This window comes from Constrictibacter sp. MBR-5 (assembly GCF_040549485.1).
Lineage (GTDB): Bacteria > Pseudomonadota > Alphaproteobacteria > JAJUGE01 > JAJUGE01 > Constrictibacter.
This window is the reverse complement of record NZ_JBEPTK010000008.1, coordinates 106880-123283: the sequence shown is the minus strand read 5'-3', so window position 1 is coordinate 123283 and position 16404 is coordinate 106880. Positions and strand designations below refer to the sequence as shown.

15 protein-coding genes are annotated in these 16404 nt (G+C 69.4%); 11 read left to right on the top strand and 4 right to left on the bottom strand.

Annotation, left to right across the window (positions count from 1 at the left end; genetic code table 11):
• Nucleotides 1-56: 56 nt before the first annotated feature.
• Both ABIE65_RS17165 and ABIE65_RS17160 read right to left on the bottom strand, forming a co-directional pair.
• Nucleotides 57-1652, bottom strand: coding sequence for an ABC transporter substrate-binding protein (locus tag ABIE65_RS17165; protein WP_354079339.1), 1596 nt, complete (start codon nt 1650-1652; stop codon nt 57-59).
• 93 nt (nt 1653-1745) lie between these two features.
• Entirely contained in the window at nt 1746-2507 is a 762-nt protein-coding gene (locus tag ABIE65_RS17160; protein WP_354079338.1) for an IclR family transcriptional regulator, read from the bottom strand.
• Between the two features lie 86 nt (nt 2508-2593).
• Here ABIE65_RS17160 and ABIE65_RS17155 point away from each other — a divergent pair, with 86 nt between their 5' ends.
• The 3 genes from ABIE65_RS17155 to msrB all read left to right on the top strand — a co-directional run bounded on the left by ABIE65_RS17155 (nt 2594) and on the right by msrB (nt 5939).
• Nucleotides 2594-4183, top strand: coding sequence for an acetate--CoA ligase (locus ABIE65_RS17155; RefSeq protein WP_354079337.1), 1590 nt, complete (start codon nt 2594-2596; stop codon nt 4181-4183).
• Nucleotides 4180-5343 carry an FAS1-like dehydratase domain-containing protein gene (locus ABIE65_RS17150; RefSeq protein WP_354079336.1) on the top strand — a complete coding sequence of 388 codons (1164 nt, stop codon included), beginning with the start codon at nt 4180-4182 and terminating at the stop codon, nt 5341-5343. Before ABIE65_RS17155 ends, ABIE65_RS17150 begins: the two co-directional genes overlap by 4 nt.
• A 98-nt stretch (nt 5344-5441) precedes the next feature.
• Nucleotides 5442-5939 (top strand): peptide-methionine (R)-S-oxide reductase MsrB, encoded by a 498-nt coding sequence (msrB, locus tag ABIE65_RS17145; RefSeq protein ID WP_354079334.1) that lies wholly within the window; start codon nt 5442-5444, stop codon nt 5937-5939.
• 7 nt (nt 5940-5946) lie between these two features.
• Here the strand turns inward: msrB and ABIE65_RS17140 are convergent, their stop codons facing one another.
• Nucleotides 5947-6705 (bottom strand): GntR family transcriptional regulator, encoded by a 759-nt coding sequence (locus ABIE65_RS17140; protein WP_354079333.1) that lies wholly within the window; start codon nt 6703-6705, stop codon nt 5947-5949.
• A 219-nt stretch (nt 6706-6924) separates the two neighbouring features.
• Between ABIE65_RS17140 and ABIE65_RS17135 the strand changes: the two genes are divergently transcribed.
• The 8 genes from ABIE65_RS17135 to leuD all read left to right on the top strand — a co-directional run bounded on the left by ABIE65_RS17135 (nt 6925) and on the right by leuD (nt 14633).
• Entirely contained in the window at nt 6925-7338 is a 414-nt protein-coding gene (locus tag ABIE65_RS17135; protein ID WP_354079332.1) for a Rieske (2Fe-2S) protein, read from the top strand.
• Nucleotides 7339-7342: 4 nt separating this feature from the next.
• Entirely contained in the window at nt 7343-8473 is a 1131-nt protein-coding gene (locus ABIE65_RS17130) for an amidohydrolase family protein (RefSeq protein ID WP_354079331.1), read from the top strand.
• Between the two features lie 45 nt (nt 8474-8518).
• Complete coding sequence (locus ABIE65_RS17125) at nt 8519-9409, top strand: isocitrate lyase/PEP mutase family protein (RefSeq protein WP_354079330.1); 891 nt, start codon at nt 8519-8521, stop codon at nt 9407-9409.
• A gap of 101 nt (nt 9410-9510) precedes the next feature.
• A complete protein-coding gene (locus ABIE65_RS17120) occupies nt 9511-10527 on the top strand; it encodes a tripartite tricarboxylate transporter substrate-binding protein (protein WP_354079329.1) in 1017 nt (338 codons plus the stop codon).
• A 63-nt stretch (nt 10528-10590) separates the two neighbouring features.
• Nucleotides 10591-11055: a tripartite tricarboxylate transporter TctB family protein gene (locus ABIE65_RS17115; RefSeq protein WP_354079328.1), complete on the top strand. Its 465-nt coding sequence runs from the start codon at nt 10591-10593 to the stop codon at nt 11053-11055.
• A gap of 7 nt (nt 11056-11062) precedes the next feature.
• Nucleotides 11063-12571 carry a tripartite tricarboxylate transporter permease gene (locus ABIE65_RS17110; RefSeq protein WP_354079326.1) on the top strand — a complete coding sequence of 503 codons (1509 nt, stop codon included), beginning with the start codon at nt 11063-11065 and terminating at the stop codon, nt 12569-12571.
• Between the two features lie 32 nt (nt 12572-12603).
• Nucleotides 12604-14004, top strand: coding sequence for a 3-isopropylmalate dehydratase large subunit (gene leuC, locus ABIE65_RS17105; protein WP_354079325.1), 1401 nt, complete (start codon nt 12604-12606; stop codon nt 14002-14004).
• Between the two features lie 14 nt (nt 14005-14018).
• Nucleotides 14019-14633 carry a 3-isopropylmalate dehydratase small subunit gene (gene leuD / locus ABIE65_RS17100; RefSeq protein ID WP_354079323.1) on the top strand — a complete coding sequence of 205 codons (615 nt, stop codon included), beginning with the start codon at nt 14019-14021 and terminating at the stop codon, nt 14631-14633.
• A 42-nt stretch (nt 14634-14675) separates the two neighbouring features.
• Here leuD and ABIE65_RS17095 read toward each other — a convergent pair whose 3' ends face one another.
• Nucleotides 14676-16073 carry an amidase gene (locus ABIE65_RS17095; RefSeq protein WP_354079321.1) on the bottom strand — a complete coding sequence of 466 codons (1398 nt, stop codon included), beginning with the start codon at nt 16071-16073 and terminating at the stop codon, nt 14676-14678.
• Nucleotides 16074-16404 lie beyond the last annotated feature (331 nt).

Below are 16404 nucleotides of genomic sequence, written 5' to 3'. Positions count from 1 at the left end.
CCGGAGCAAGAAATGGACCCCGGGTCGGAGTTTCGCTCCGCCCGGGGAAGCGAGGCCTACTTGTCGAGCCAGGCGTCTTCCATACGCCAGTTGTTGTAGATGCTGTTGGTGGCGCGCGTGATGCCCTTCACGTAGGGCTGCCAGCAGGTGGCGGCGTGGCTGTGGTAGATAATCGGCCGGGCGCCGTCCGCCTGCAGCTTGGCGTCGATCTCCCAGACCAGCTTGCGCCGTGCCTCGAAGTCGCTCATCGCCGACTGCTTGTCGAACAGGTCCTGGATCTCGCGGTTGCAGTAGTTGGTATAGTTGCGCTGCGAGCCGCAGGAATAGTTCTCGTAGAAGTTCACGTCGGGATCGTCGATGCCGACGCCGGTGACGTTGAGGCCGACCTGATAGTCCTTGCGGGCGAGGCGGCTGTACCAGTTACCGGTCTCGATGGTGTCGAGCTCGCCGGCGATGTGCACGCGGCTGAGCTGGTCCATCAGGATGACGGCCGGATCGCGGTAGATCGCGATGTTGCGCGTGGCGACCTTGATGCGCAGCGGGTTGTCCGGGCCGTAGCCGAGGCTCTCCATGATCTTGCGGCCCTCGGCGCGGTTGGCCTCGATGTCGGGGCCGTAGCCGGGGACCTTGTCGAAATATTCCGCGGGCGCGCCCCAGACCCCGGCCGGCACGGGCAGCATGGCGCCGCCGATCGTGTCCTTGCCCTGGCTGAGCACAGTGACGAAGGCCTTGCGGTCGATCGCCAGCATCATCGCGCGCCGGATCTCGGCATTGTCGAAGGGCGGCGCCTCGCGGTTGACCAGCAGGTTGCCGTGCACGTTGGAGGCCTGCAGCTCGCAATAGGCGTCGGGCGCCTTCGACTGGACGTCGGCGAGCAGCGGAATGCTGACGTCCTGCGCGAAGGTCAGGTCGAACTCGCCGGCGATGAAGGCGAGCACGCGGGTCGAGCGCGCCGTGATGATCGTCCAGTCGATGCCGTCGAGATAGGGCCGGCCTTCCTTCCAGTAGTTCTCGTTCTTCACGAGGCGGATGCGCTCGTTCTGCTTGAACTCGGCCACCTTGAACGGGCCCGTGCCGATGGGCTTGGCGCGCATCGTCCGGCCGTCGACGTGGCAGGGATAGACGGGCGAGAAGCCGCCGGAGAGGAAGGCGAGGAAGGAGGGCTGCGGCCGCTTGAGGTTGAAGGTGACCTCGTACTTGCCGTTGGTGGTGACCTCCTCGAGGTTGAAGTACCAGGGCTTGCGCGGATTCTTGCGCCAGCCGTCCTCGCGCTTGCCGGCGATCGTGTCCCAGGTGCACTTCACGTCCTCGGACGTGAACGGCTTGCCGTCGTGCCACTGCACGCCCTCGCGCAGCTTGAACGTCAGCTTGGTGCCGTCCTCGCTCCAAGCCCAGGAGGTGCCGAGCTCCGGCTGGAGATGCTCGAGGCTGTTGGTCTTTGCGTGCTGGTCGAAGACGACGAGGTTGTTGAAGACCGCCATGAAGGGCTGGTCGGTCGAGATCGTCGCCTCCTCGTGGATCGAGGCGCTGGGGGGGTTGTCGCGATGATAGGCCTTGAGGACGCCGCCGGACTTCTGCGCCACGGCCGGGGCGGCGAGCAGGGCGGGGGCGAGGAGCGCGGCGGCCAGCGCCGTGGCGTGCAGGGATCTCAAGCGTCTCTCCCGGTCGGGTTTATGGTTGCCGGGGAGGGTAGACGCGGCGGCGCCCGCATGAAAGGGCGGGACGGCGATGGCCGCAGTACCCGCTCAAGGGACGGCGGTGCCGGAGAGTTGGGCGGCGGGTTCGCGCAGGGCGGCGGCGAGGGTTTCGGGGCCGAGGCGGCGGATCTGTTCGGTGATGCCGATGGCGACCAGGGCGTGCGGCATGCGGCCCGCCTCGTCGGTCACGGGAACGCCCAGGATGGTGACTCCCTCGATGTAGCGGCCCTCGTCGAGGCTGTAGCCGGTGCGCCGGACGGTCTCGACCTCGGCGCGCCAGTCGTCGAAGGACGGCGCGTCGTGCCAGCGCAGGCGCCGGAAGCGCTCCTCGATCTCGTCCCAGGGATGGCCGCCGAAGGCGGCGAGGCAGCGGCCGGTGGCGCTGATCAGCGCCGGGAAGCGGCTGCCGATGTCGACGTGCAGGCGCACGCCCAGCGCCGCGTGGGCGATGGCCACGACCACCATGTGCCGCAGCCCGAACACCTCGACGCCGATGGCGGTGACGCCGAAACGCGCGGCCAGACGGTCCAGCTCCGGCTGGACGGCGCGGGCGAAGCCGTTGCGCGACAGGGCGCTGCGCGCCAGCGCCAGGATGCCGACGGCGAGCGTGTAGCGCTTGGCGCGCGGGTCGAATGCCACCAATCCCTCGTCGGCGAGGACGCGCAGGATGTGCAGGCAGGTGCTGGGCACGAGGCCGAGGTCACGCGCGATCGCGTTGACGCCCAGCGGCGCGTCGCTGCGGCCGAGCAGGCGCAGGATGGCGACGGCGCGGGTGACGGCGGGGACGTCGCGGAGGGTGGGCTGCTTCATTGTTGTCTATGTACAATAATAAGCGCGTATTGACAATGAGCGCTCGCGGCTGTTGGATCCTCGCGGGTCACGAGAAGCAGGCGGACATGCCGAACCTGACGGATGCCACGCGTTACGGAGACGCCCAGAGGCTCTGGTCGTCGTCGGCGGCATGGGAGCTGTTCGACGGCGACCGGAGCGGGTTCAACATCGGGCACGAATGCGTCGACCGGCACGCCCGTCCTTCTTCGGGGAGAGGCGGACGGCTGGCGATCCGGCTGGCGCACGCCGACGGTCGCGACGAGGACCTGACGTTCGAAGACCTGTCGGCCGCGTCGTCGCGGGTCGCGCACTGGCTGGAGGCGCGCGGCGTGGTGCCGGGCGACCGGGTGGCGCTGATGCTGGAGCCGTCGCCGGCCTTCTATGCCGGCCTCTTCGGCGCGGCGAAGATGGGCGCCATCGCGGTGCCGCTGTTCACCCTGTTCGGGCCGGATGGGCTGCGCCTGCGCATCGAGGATTGCGGGCCGAAGCTGCTGCTGACCTCGGCCGAGAAGGCGCCGATCGCGGCGGGGCTGGCGGACCTGGAGACCGTGGTCGCGGACGATGGCTTCCTCGCCGGCCTCGCGGGCTTTCCCGATCGCTACGAGACGAAGACGGCGGCGAGCGACATGGCCGTCTACCAGTACACGTCCGGCACGACGCGCGAGATGCCGGAGGCGGTGAAACACACGCACCGCGCCGTGGTGGTGCTGATGAACGCGGCGCTCTACGGCACCGGCATCCGGCCGGGCGACCGCTATTTCTGCCCGTCCTCGCCGGCCTGGGGGCACGGGCTGTGGCACGGCACGCTGGCGCCGCTGGCGCTGGGCGTGCAGACGGGCACGTTCGTCGGGCGCTTCGACGCGGAGCGCCTGCTGCGCGCGCTGTCGGAGTACCGGATCACAAACCTGTCGGCGGCCGCGACGCACTATCGCCTGATGAAGAACAGTGGTGCCGCGGACCGCTACCGCTTCGCGATGGAGAAGCTGTCCTTCACCGGCGAGCCGATCGACAGCGCCACGCGCGACTGGGCCGAGGCGACGTTCGGCGTGGCCGTCTGCAGCATGTACGGCACGACCGAGGTGGGCGTGATCCTCGCCAACTATCCGGGTGCGAAGGACTTCCGGGTGAAGCCGGGATCGCTGGGCAAGCCGGTGCCGGGCTGCCGCGTCGAGGTGCAGGCGCCCGACGGCAGCGTCTGCCCGCCCGACGTGCCGGGCGAGATCAAGGTCTGGCGGCACGGTGCCTGGTACCCGACCAAGGACCGCGGCCACACCGACGCCGACGGCTATTTCTACCATGACGGCCGGGCGGACGACGTCATCATCTCCGCCGGCTGGACGATGAGCGCGCACGAGATCGAGGACATGCTGCTGAAGCACGCCGACGTGCGCGAGGCGGCGGTGATCGGCGTCGCCGACGCGGCGCGCGGCCAGGTGGTGAAGGCCTTCATCGTCAGCGACCGGCCCGGCGACGAGGGTTTCGTGCGCGAGCTTCAGGATTTCACGCGGACGCGCCTGAGCCAGCACGAATATCCGCGCGTCGTGGCGTTCGCGGCGGAACTGCCGAAGACGCCGGCGGGCAAGGTCAACCGCAAGGTGCTGCGCGACCGCGAGGCGGCCGCCCTGAAAGACAAGGCCAGCGAGGAAACGACATGAGCGAAGACGCCGGGCGAGAAGATGGGGCGCGCGAGTTCCCGAGCATCACCGAGGAGGCGCTGGATTCGCTGCGCCAGCGCATCGGCGTGACGATCGGCGACACGGCCGAGTCCTGGTGCTACGAGGCGACGCGCGACAACATCCGCCACTACGCCCACGGCATCGGCGACGACAATCCGCTGTGGTGCGACCCGGCCTATGCGGCGAAGACGCGCCACGGCGGCATTCTGGCGCTGCCGTCCTTCCTGTTCGCGACCAGCCGCATCGTCTCGGGGTATGTCGGCGGGCTGCCGGGGGTGCACGCGATGTGGGCGGGTGCCGACTGGACCTGGCACAAGCCGGTGCGGCGCAACGACGAGATCGCGACCGAGGCGAAGCTGAAGGACCTGATCGAGCACGACACGAAGTTCGCGGGCCGCGCGATCCAGCAGATCTACACCGTCGCCTTCTACAACCAGACCGGCGACCTGGTGGCCGAGGCCGACAGCTGGTGCTTCCGCACCGACCGCGACCATGCGCGCGAGAGCGGCACGAAATACACCGAGGTCCGCGCACGCGAGCTCAAGCGCTACAGCGACGAGGAACTGTCCGACTTCTTCCGGCACTATGCCGAGGAAGAGGTGCGGGGGGCGACGCCGCGCTACTGGGAGGACGTGACGGTCGGCGAGGCCCTGCCGACGATGGCGAAGGGGCCGATGACGGTGACCGGCTTCATCGCCTACGCCCAGGGCTGGGGTGGGCTCTACATCCGCGCCAACAAGCTGGCCTGGAAGCAGATCCATCGCCATCCGGGCCTGGGGATCAAGAACCGCTTCGGCATCCCCGACTGCCCGGAACGGGTGCACTGGGAGGACGCGTTCGCGACCAAGGTCGGCGCGCCGGGCGCATACGACTATGGTCCGGAACGCTGCTCGTGGCTGACGCACCACCTGACCAACTGGGCCGGCGACGACGGCTTCCTGCACAAGGCGAGCTGCAAGATCCGCCGCCACAATCCCGAGGGCGACGCCCTGCTGATCAAGGGGACGGTAACGGACAAGTTCGTCGAGAACGGCCGCCACGCCGTGGCGGTGACCCAGGAGGCGCACAATCAGGACGGCGAGCTGTCGGTGCTGGGGACGGGCGTGGTGTGGCTGCCGTCGCGCGGGAACGCGCAGTGACGATTTCGTGATGCCATAACCCGCCTAGGTCGCATCCCGCCGCTGGGGGACCGGGCCCATATAGGGGCCTCGGGACCTTCAAGCGCGGGGACGACATGATGTCACGACGCAATCTCGTCCTGGGTGGTGCGGGCGCCGCCGCGGCCCTCGGCATCTCCAGGCTGTTCGGCGGCAAGACCGAGGCGAAGACGGCCGGGAGCTTCCCGTTCGAACTGACCGACGCCGAATGGCGCCAGCGGCTGACGGCCGAGCAGTATCGCATCCTGCGCGGCCACGGCACCGAGCGCGCCGGCACCAGCCCGCTCGACCGCGAGAAGCGGCAGGGCACGTTCCACTGCGCCGGCTGCGACCAGGCGCTGTTCAGTTCGGCGACGAAGTTCGATTCCGGCACCGGCTGGCCCAGCTTCTGGCGGCCGCTCGAAGGGGCAGTCGGTGAGTCCGAGGACAACAGCCTGTTCATGTCGCGCACCGAGGTGCACTGCGCCAACTGCGGCGGCCATCTGGGCCACGTCTTTCCCGACGGACCGCCGCCGACGGGCCTGCGCTACTGCATGAACGGCGCGGCGATGAGCTTCAAGCCGGGTACGGTCGGGTAGGCCGCACCTATTCGGGTTGGACCTCGGCGGGGGAGAGGTCCGGCCCGTCGAGCGACATGCGGAACTGGAAGTTCTCGGGGCTGGCGAGGAATTCCAGATATTCCACCGCGCGGTCCTCCTGGTCGAAGACCTGGCGGCGCAACTCGATCAGCGGGGAGCCCACCTTCGTGTCCAGGCGCTTCGCGACGATCGGATCGGCGAGGGTCGCCGAGATGCTCTGGTCGCCGCGTGCGTAGAAGCGACCCGCCCGCCGCATCAGCCGGTAGAGCGGCAACGTCGCCAGGTCGCTCTCGGTGAAGCTGCGGCCGACCTCCTCCGGCACCCACGTGGTCAGGTGGGCGATCGGGCGATCCTTGCGGAAGCGCACGCGTACGGCCCGCTGCACCGGCACGGCGCCGACGCCCAGCATCTCCTGCACCTGGGGCGAGGCGGTCTCGTAGCCGAACTCGATCACGCGCGCCTCGGTGTGCTTGCCGAACGCCTCCATGCTCTTGAAGACGCTGGTGATCGGCATCCGCAGCGGCGCCGGCAGGGCGTCGGCGCGCACATAGGTGCCGCGCCCCTGGCGCCGCTCGATCAGGTCGGCCCTGTCCAGACTCTCCAGCGCGCGGCGCACGGTGATGCGCGACACGTCGAACATGCGCGTCAGCGCCTCCTCCGGCGGCAGCGGCTCGCCGGCGGGATGCCGGCCGGAGAGAATCGCCTCGCGCAGGATCAGGTAGATCTGATGATGCAGCGGCGTGCCGAGCCGTCTCTCGACCTTCAATGCGTCTTTCCTTCCGAGCGGGACCCGTGGGCGGGCGGCGATCGTACCGGGCAAGCCCTGCAATTCCAGCCGCGATGCGCTTGCCGCCGCGACGGGGACGCGTTGACAGCGCCCGGTCCGCTTGTAATGGTATCATGACAACAAGCGAACGGCAGGCGTGAAAGCGCCGCGGTTCGGCGGGCCGGAACCGGTCCGAAAAAGACGTGTCGGAGGATGCCCATGAGCGGCGACTCGTCCCTGGACCTGGGACCCGTCGAGGATTTTCCCACCGGGCGGTACCGCCTGTTCGAGGTCGGTCGGCGCGAGATCGGCGTCGTGCGGCTGGCGGACGGCAGCGTGCACGCCGTTCTGAACCGCTGTCCGCATCGCGGCGCCCCCGTCTGCCGCGGCACCGTCACGAGCACGCTGCTGCCGTCCGACCCGGACGACCTGACGATCGGCTACGAGGGCGAGATCGTCCGCTGCCCGTGGCACGGCTACGAGTTCAGCGTGCGCAGCGGCGAGTGCCTGTTCATCGGCGGCGGCATCCGCCTGCACACCTTCCCGGCGGCCGTGCGCGACGGCCGCGTCCACGTCGAAGGCGTCCCGGCCCGAGTCGCGCGCGCCGCGGGCCGGCACGTCAGCACGGAGTAGCGCGATGGCGACCATCGACATGGAGCGCAAACCGGTCGCAGCGAAGGATCCGCTGGCGGGCCAGATCGTCGACTGCGACGTCCACCCGGTCGTGAAGGGCGGGCTGAAGACGGTCTTTCCCTACATGCCGGCGGCATGGCGCCATCGGATCGAGACCAAGGGCGCCTCGGTCGGCATGAGCGCGCTGTCGCCGCGCACTGCGGTGCCGCACGGCGGGACGGCGGTGCGCGCCGATTCCGAGCCGCCGGAGGGCGGGCCGGGCGGGTCCAGCCGTTCCTGGATGCTGAAGCAGCTGATCGAGCCGCACGGCATCGACATCGCTGTCCTCAACTGCCTGCAGCCGGGTGCGCTGGCGGTGGCGCTGGCGGGACCGGACGAGAGCGCCATCCTGTGCTCGGCCTTCAACGACTATTTCCTGGAGGAATGGCAGCTCGCCGACGGCAGCGGCCCGCTGCGCTATGCGATGGTCGTGCCGACGCAGATGCCGGAACTGGCGGCGCAGGAGATCGACCGGCTGGCCGACCAGAAGGGCATCGCGGCGATCTTCATGCCGCTGCTGAACATCCCGATGGGGAACCGGCACTACCATCCGATCTACGAGGCCGCGCAGCGGCATAACCTTCCCATTCTGCTGCACGTGACGGGGACGGAGAACGTCTATCACGGCGCGCCCGTGGTCGCCGGCGGCTGGCCGGAATCCTTCATCGAGCGCTACGTGTCGCTTTCCCAGGTCGGCGAGGCCAACCTGGTCAGCCTGGTCTTCAGCGGGGTGCTGGAGCGCTTCCCCGGCCTGCGCGTGCTGTTCGTCGAGTACGGCTTCAGCTGGGCCGTGCCGCTGCTCTGGCGGATGGACAAGGCGTGGCGCGGCGTGCGCTTCGACACGCCCTGGGTCAAGCGCTCCCCCATCGACTATGTGCGCGAGCGCGTGCGCTTCGCCACCCAGCCGCTCGACGAACCGCAGGATCCGAAGGACCTGTACCGGATGATCGAGATGCTGGGCGACGAGCACCTGCTGTTCGCCACCGACTACCCGCACTGGGACAACGACATGCCGATGCAGAGCCTGCGCGGCCTGTCGCCCGAGGCGCGCCGCCGGGTTTTCGTCGACAACGGCCGCAACTTCCTGCGCCTCTGACGCCGAGGCCGCCCACCGTTTTCCGATCCGAGGAGATACCCCGCCGTGACACGCCCGACCACGAGACTGCGCGAACTCCTGAAAGGCCCGAAGATCGTCCAGGCACCCGGCGTGGTGGACTCCGTCGGAGCCCGCATCGTCGCCAAGGAGGGCTTCGAGGCGATCTACATGACCGGCGCCGGCACCACCGCGTCGCGCCTCGGCTGGCCGGACGTCGGCCTGCTGACCATGACGGAGATGGCCGACAACGCGCAGCGCATCGCCGAGGCCTCGGGCCTGCCGCTGATCGCCGATGCCGACACCGGCTATGGCGGACCGCTGAACGTGCAGCGGACGATCCGCACCTACGAGCGCGCCGGCGTCTCGGCGCTGCACATCGAGGACCAGAACTGGCCGAAGCGCTGCGGCCACCTGGAAGGCAAGACGCTGATCCCGGCCGAGGAGATGGCGGCGCATCTGCGCGCGGCGTGCGACGCGCGGCTCGACCAGGACTTCGTCATCATCGCGCGCACCGACGCGATCGCCGTCGAAGGCTTCGACAAGGCGATGGAGCGGGCGAAGCTCTACGAGGAGGCGGGCGCCGACGTGATCTTCGTCGAGGCGCCGCGCACGATGGAGCAGCTCCAGGCGATCCCCAAGATGCTGAACGTGCCGACGCTCTACAACATGGCCTCGTCCGGCAAGACGCCCTTCCTGACGGCGGACGAGATGCAGGAGCTCGGCTTCCGCCTCGTCATCTATCCGAACTTCATGCTGATGGCGGCGATCCCGGCGATGACCCGGGTGCTGCACGAGCTGAAGCGGACCGGCTCCATCAAGGGGATGCTGAACGAGGTGGCCAGCTTCACCGAGTTCTTCGACCTGATGGGCATGGACCAGGTGAAGGAGCTGGAGGCGCGCTACCAGGTCTCCGACAAGGCGCGCGCCGGGTACTGACGACGGCGGGCGGCAGGCCGGGCCCGCGGACCGGACGACCCCGCCCGATCGAGAGCCGCCGCGCGGGAGCGTGGCGGAAACAAGAAAATCTGGAGACGGAAATGTCCTTCAACGCTTCTCTCGGACGACTCATCAAGTGGTCGCTCGCCTCTCTCGCAGCCGTCGCACTGGCGGCACCCGGCGCACGCGCGGCCGACTGGCCGCCGTCGGGCCACAGGATGCAGTTCGTCGTGCCGTTCAACACCGGCGGCAGCGCCGACCGGCTGGCGCGCGGCCTCGCGACCTTCCTGCCGAAGGAACTGAACGACGTGTCGATCACCGTCGTGAACCGGCCCGGCGCCTCGGGCGCACTGGGTGCGGCGTGGTTCCAGCAGCAGCGCGACGACGGCAGCGCCTTCCTGGTGATGCAGGCGACGCCGTTCCTCGCCAACGCCATCCTGCAGACCGACATCCCGGTGAAGTGGGAAGACTTCGACGTCATCAACACGCAGTGGATCGACTACGCCATCGTGGCGGTGCCCAAGGACAGCCCGGTCAAGACCTTCGAGGACCTGGTCACCAAGCTGCGCTCCGGGCCCGGCGCGGCGAGCACGGGCGCCATGGTCGGCAGCGGCGCCTATCTGCAGCAGCTCGGCATGCTGGAGCTGCTGAACATCCCGAAAGAGAACGTGCGCTTCGTGACCTATGACGGCGGCGGGCCGCTGCGCACCGCCATCGCCGGCGGTCACCTGGACTTCACCTTCGCCGCCGCCCAGGGCTCCGAGGTGATCCGCGACCGCATCCGCTCGATCGCCGTCGTCAACGCGAAGCCGGTCAAGGAGTGGGAGGGGCCGCTCTTCAACGAGGTCCTGAAGGAGAAATACGACGTCACGATGCCGCTGTTCAGCAGCTACACGACGTCGGTGATCGCCCACAAGACCTTCAAGGAGAAGCATCCCGAGCGCTACAAGACCTTCGTGGACGCCTACAAGCGCACGCTGGAGCGCGAGGACTATCAGGACTGGCTGAAGCAGAACCAGATCGGCGGCGAATGGCTCGGCCCCGAGGAGAGCAAGCGGCTGACGACCGAGGGCTATGAGGGCCTGAAGAAGTACAGCCACCTCGCCAAGACCAACTGACGCCAGAAGGCCGTGCGGTCCGGACGCCAGGCGTTCCGGGCCGCGCAGGCTGGAGTGAAGGACATGCGTCCGCCTCTGCTTCGGCGTCCCGCCGACCTCGAACATCTCTGCATCCTGGCGGTGATCGCCGGATGGATCGCCTGGTTCCTGCGCGACGCCGTGCGCGCGTCGCCGAGCATCGAGAACCTGATGCTGATCGCGCCCGTCGCGGTCCTGGCGCTCGGGCTCTGCCTGCTGTTGGCGGCGACCACGGTCGTCGGGCGCCACCGCGCGGACACGATCCTGCCGCCGTCGCTGCGGGACGAGCGCCGGACGCTGACCTTCATCGCGCTGTTCGCGGCCTATGTCGGCGGCCTCGCCTATGTGGCCTTCGACCTGTCGACCTTCCTGTTCGTCGCGATCTCGCTGCTGCTGCTTGGCGAGCGCAACCGCCTGCTGGCGGTGGGCTACGCCGCGGTGTTCGCGTGGCTGACGACCATGGCGCTGCGCGAGATGCTGCCCTTCCCCTTCCCGTCGCTGCTGGTGTGAGCGCGCGATGATCGATTTCACCGCCTTCGCCGGCGCGACCGACCTGCTGTTCGGTGCGTGGCAGCCGTGGCTCGCCGTGCCGCCCGGCCTGATCATCGGCCTCGTCTTCGGTGCCGTGCCGGGCCTGTCCGTGCCGGTCGCCATGGCCGTCTTCCTGCCGCTGACAGCCTACATGGACTTCCTGTCGGCGATGCTGTTCCTGACGGCGATCTTCACCGGCGGCTCGTTCGGCGGCGCCATCCCGGCGATCCTGATGAACGTGCCGGGCACCGCGTCCGCGGTGGCGACGGCGTTCGACGGCTATCCGATGGCGCGGCAGGGGCGGCACAGCGCTGCCCTCGGCCTGGCGCTCGCGGCGTCCACGGTCGGCACGGGGATCGGCTACATCATCCTCTTCTGCTTCGTCAGCCCGATCGCCGAAGCGGTGCTGATGCTGGGGCCGGTGGAGATGTTCGTCATCGCCGCCTGGGGCCTGACGCTGATCGCCGCGCTGGGCCAGGGCAGCTTCGCCAAGGGCCTGCTGGCGGGCCTGCTGGGCGTGCTGATCGGCACGATCGGCATGAGCGCGCGCGGCGACGTCCGCGGCACCGGCGGGTCGATGATGCTGCTCGACGGCGTCGCGGCGATCCCGGCGCTGATCGGCCTGTTCGCGGCCTCCGAACTTTTCCGCCTGATCCGCTCCAACTACATCGTCGAGGACGAGGGCAGCCGGCGGCTGGACTTCGGCGCGATCCTCCGCGGCATGGGGGCGGCCTTCCGCTACCCCGGCGTCCTGCTCCGCGGGTCGCTGATCGGCGTCATCATCGGCGCCATTCCGGGCGTGGGCTCCTCGGTCGCCAACCTGGTCTCCTATTCCGAGACGCAGCGCCGGGCCAAGGATTCCAGCCAGTTCGGCAAGGGCGATCCGCGCGGCGTGGTCGCTTCGGAATCGGCCAACAGCAGTTCCGAGGGCGGGTCGATGGCGACGCTGCTGGCGCTCGGCATCCCGGGCGGCGGCGCCACCGCGGTGATGCTGGGCGCCTTCGCCATGCACAACATCACCGGCGGCCCGCGCTTCATCGGCGAGAATAAGGACCTGATCTACGCGATCATCCTGGGCAACTTCGCCCAGGTGGCCCTGCTGGTGGTGCTCGGGCTGGGCTTCGTGTTCATCGCCACGGGCATCGTGCGCGTGCCGGTGCGCTATCTGGTGCCGTCGGTGATCGTGCTGTCGATCTACGGCTCCTTCTCGCTCGTCGGCAACATGGTCGGGCCGGTGACGGTGCTGGTCTTCGCGATCATCGGCTGGATGATGCGGCGGCACTCCTACCCCGTGGCGGCCACTGTGATCGGCATCCTGCTGGGGCGGATGGCCGAGGGGGAACTGCTGCGCTCCTATCAGATCAGCGGCGGCGACATCGCCTTCATCCTGTCGCGGCCGATCGCGATGGTGCTGTTCCTGCTGCTCCTCGTCTCGCTGCTCTATCCGCTGCTGCAGGCACGCGGCGGCAGTTTCTTCAAAAGGCGTGCGGCCTGATGGCCGCGACCCCAACGACGGAGGCGTCACCCGTGTCCAGCCCTAAGACGATGCTCGACAAGATCTGGGACGAGCACGAGATCCTGAAGGACGACGATGGCCAGTCGCTGCTGCTGGTCGCGCGCCACCTCGCGCACGACGGATCGTTCCACGCCTTCTCCTTCCTGAAGAAGCGGGGCATGCGGCCGCGCCGCCCGGACCAGACCTTCGCGACGCCCGACCACGGCATCTCGACCCTCAGCCACCGGTTCGAGGACATCACCGATCCCGACCAGCGCCGGGTCGTCGACGGGCTGAAGAACAATGCGGCCGAGTTCGGCTTCACCCTGTTCGGCCTGGGCGACGAGCGGCAGGGCATCGTGCATGTCGTCGGGCCGGAGCAGGGGCTGACGCAGCCCGGGCTGATCCTGGTGTGCGGCGACAGCCACACCTCGACCCACGGCGCGCTGGGCGCGCTGGCCTTCGGCATCGGCGCGTCGGAGGTCTGCCACGTGCTGGCGACGCAGACCGTGTGGCAGCGCAAGCCGAAGACCATGCGCATCACCGTCGACGGCGAGCGCCCGGCGAATGTGACGGCGAAGGACGTGATCCTGGCGATCATCGCCAAGATCGGCGCCAACGGCGGCAACGGGCATGTCATCGAATATGCCGGGTCGGTTATCCGCGGCATGACCATCGAGGAGCGCCTGACCGTCTGCAACATGTCGATCGAGGCGGGCGCGCGCGCCGGCATGATCGCCCCGGACGAGACGACCTTCGCCTATCTGAAGGGCAAGCCCTATGCGCCGAAAGGGGCGCAGTGGGACGAGGCGGTCGCCTTCTGGAAAACGCTGCCGAGCGATCCGGACGCGCGGTTCGACGTCGAGGTGAAGCTCGACGCCGCCGACCTGTCGCCGATGGTGACCTGGGGCAACAGCCCCGAGGAGGCGGCGCCGGTGACCGCGGTGGTGCCCGATCCGTCGGCCATAACCGACGCCAAGCAGCAGGCGGCGATGCGCGAGACGCTGGAGTATATGGGCCTGACGCCGGGCATGAAGATCGCCGACGTGGCGGTCGACCAGGTGTTCATCGGCTCCTGCACCAACGCGCGCATCGAGGACCTGCGCGCCGCCGCCGCGATCGCCGCCAAGGGCAGGGCGGTCATTCCCGCCATGGTCTCGCCCGGCTCGTCGCTGGTGAAGAAGCAGGCCGAGGCCGAGGGCCTGGACGCGATCTTCAAGGCGGCGGGGTTCGAGTGGCGCGAGTCCGGCTGCTCGATGTGCGTCGGCATGAACGGCGACCTGGTTGCTTCGGGCAAACGCTGCGCCTCGACCTCGAACCGCAACTTCAAGGGACGGCAGGGCCGCGGCAGCCGCACCCACCTGATGAGCCCGGCGATGGCCGCCGCAACCGCCCTGCGCGGCCGCATCACCGACGTCCGCGACATCGTCTGACCGGAGGCACGACCATGGCACCATTCGACAAGCTCACCGCCGTCGCCGCGCCGATCGACCTGCCGAACGTCGATACGGACCAGATCGCGCCCGCCCGCTTCCTGCGCCGGCCGCGCGACGAGGGCTATGCGGACATCCTGTTCCACGACGTGCGCAAGACGCCCGATGGCGCGCTGAAGCCGGACTTCGTGCTGAACAAGCCGGCATACGCGAACGCCGGAATCCTGGTCGCCGACCGCAATTTCGGCGGCGGGTCGAGCCGCGAGCAGGCGGTGTGGGCGCTGGTCGACGACGGCATCCGCTGCATCATCGCCGTCAGCTTCGGCGACATCTTCTACAACAACTCGGTGAAGCACGGCCTGCTGCTGATCCGTCAGGACGCGGCGGACGCCAAGCGCATCCGCGAGGAACTGCACGCGGCACCGGGGGCGACGATGACGGTCGACCTGGACCGGCAGATCTTCACCACGCCGGCGGGCGCGATGATCGGCTTCGACATCGAGCCGTCGCGCAAGCGCCGGCTGCGGCTGGGCCTGGACGACATCGACCTGACCCTGCAGCACGACGCCCAGATCGCCGCCTTCGAGCAGATCTACCGCGCCCGGCGGCCCTGGCTGTTCCCGGCCTGACGACCGAGACCCGGCGGCCCGAAGGCCGCCGGGGGAGGCGATTCAAGCCACGACCGGCTCGATCGTGCCGCTGATCCAGCGGGCGATGGCGGTCATGCGGGCGTCCTCGTGCTGCTGGCCCATCACCTGGACGCCGACGGGCATGCCGCCGACCGCCATCATCGGCATGGTCACGACCGGCGCGAAGAGCATCGAGCTGGGTGCGTTGAAGACGAAGTCGCCGGTCGGGCGCGGCGCCAGCGGCTGGCCGGGGACGTCGCCGGACCAGATCGGCGCGGGGCCGGGGCAGGAGAGCGAGATCACCGCGTCGGCGAGCGGCGCCAGCGTCGCGTGCACCTGCTGCGCCTGCATGCGGACGAGCAGGGCCGCGCGGTAGTCCTCCGGCGTCATCGCCTCGGCCTTGGCCAGCGTCGCCTTGGCGCGCTCGCTGACGCCGTCGGGATTGGCGTCGACGATGGCGCGCTGGCCCCAGCGGTTCTCCCAGCTGGTGACCTGGTTGCAGGTGGCGCGGCCGTTGGCCACCGCCTGTTCCAGCGCCTCGACCCAGAGATGGTCGCCGCGCCGGATGAGCGTGACGCCGGCGCTGCGCAGCTTCTCCAGCAGCGCCTCGAAGGCGCCGCGGGTGGCGCCGTCGAGCATCGGCCAGCCCTCGCTCTCCAGCACGATCAGCCGCTCGGGCTTCACCGCCGCGGGCGGCGCCGAGGGGCCCATCAGGCCGACGCTGCCGCGGTCGCCGCCGGCGCGCTTGGCGATCTCGATGGCGACCTGCCACATGTCCTCGATGCAGCCGGCGTGCGGGCCGTGCGTGCTCTGGCTGGTCGCCTGCCGCTCGCCCCGGTTGATGCCGCCCTGGGTGGGCTTCAGGGCGAAGTTGCCGCAGTAGGCGGCGGGCCGGATGATCGAGCCGCCGACCTGGGTGCCGATCGCCGCCGGCACCATGCGCGCGCCGACCGCCGCGGCCGAGCCGGACGACGAGCCGCCGGCGGTGCGCGCCGGGTCGAACGGGTTGGTCGTCGCCGGCGGATGCGCGCCGCCGAGTTCAGCCGTCGTCGCCTTGGCGAGGACGATGGCGCCGGCCTGGCGCAGCGCCCAGACGGCGGCGTTGTCGCGCTTCGGGAAGTTCCCCTTGAACGCCTCGCAGCCCATCTCGGTGGGCATGTCCTTCGTCTCGAGCAGGTCCTTGATCGCGATCGGCATGCCGTCGATGGGCGACAGCGGCTTTCCCGCCTTCCAGCGCGCCCGGCTGGCGTCGGCGGCCTCGCGCGCTCCCGCCTCGTTCATCGACACGATGGCCTTCACCACCGGCTCGCGCGCCGAGATCGTCTCCAGGCAGCGCTCCAGATAGGCGCGCGGGTCGTCGCCGCCGTCGCGGAAGCGCGCCGCGGCGTCATGGAAGGTGAGGGGGCGGTATTCGCGCGGGTCGTAGCGGGTCGCTGACATGGGGTCGGGGTGCTCCTCGGTGGACGCGGGTCCGGCGTCGGGCCGGACCGGTGCGCGCATCGCAGCATCTTTTCGGCGGGATGGCGAGGGGGGCCGGGCTGGCATGCGGCGTCGCTCCGGGGGCACTTCGCGATGCATGCAGACCGCATGCTGCCCGCCGCTTCGCCGCACTCCTTCTGTTTCATATTGGTCCGGACAAAGTCAGTCGGTGTATTCGCGTGCGGCTCGCCATGAAAAATGGCCAAAAATCGTGGTTGATGGATGTCGAGCCCGCGTGCAAAGATTTGAACCGTGAAGTGGTGACTCGAAGTCCGCGAGTCGCCGGTGCGCT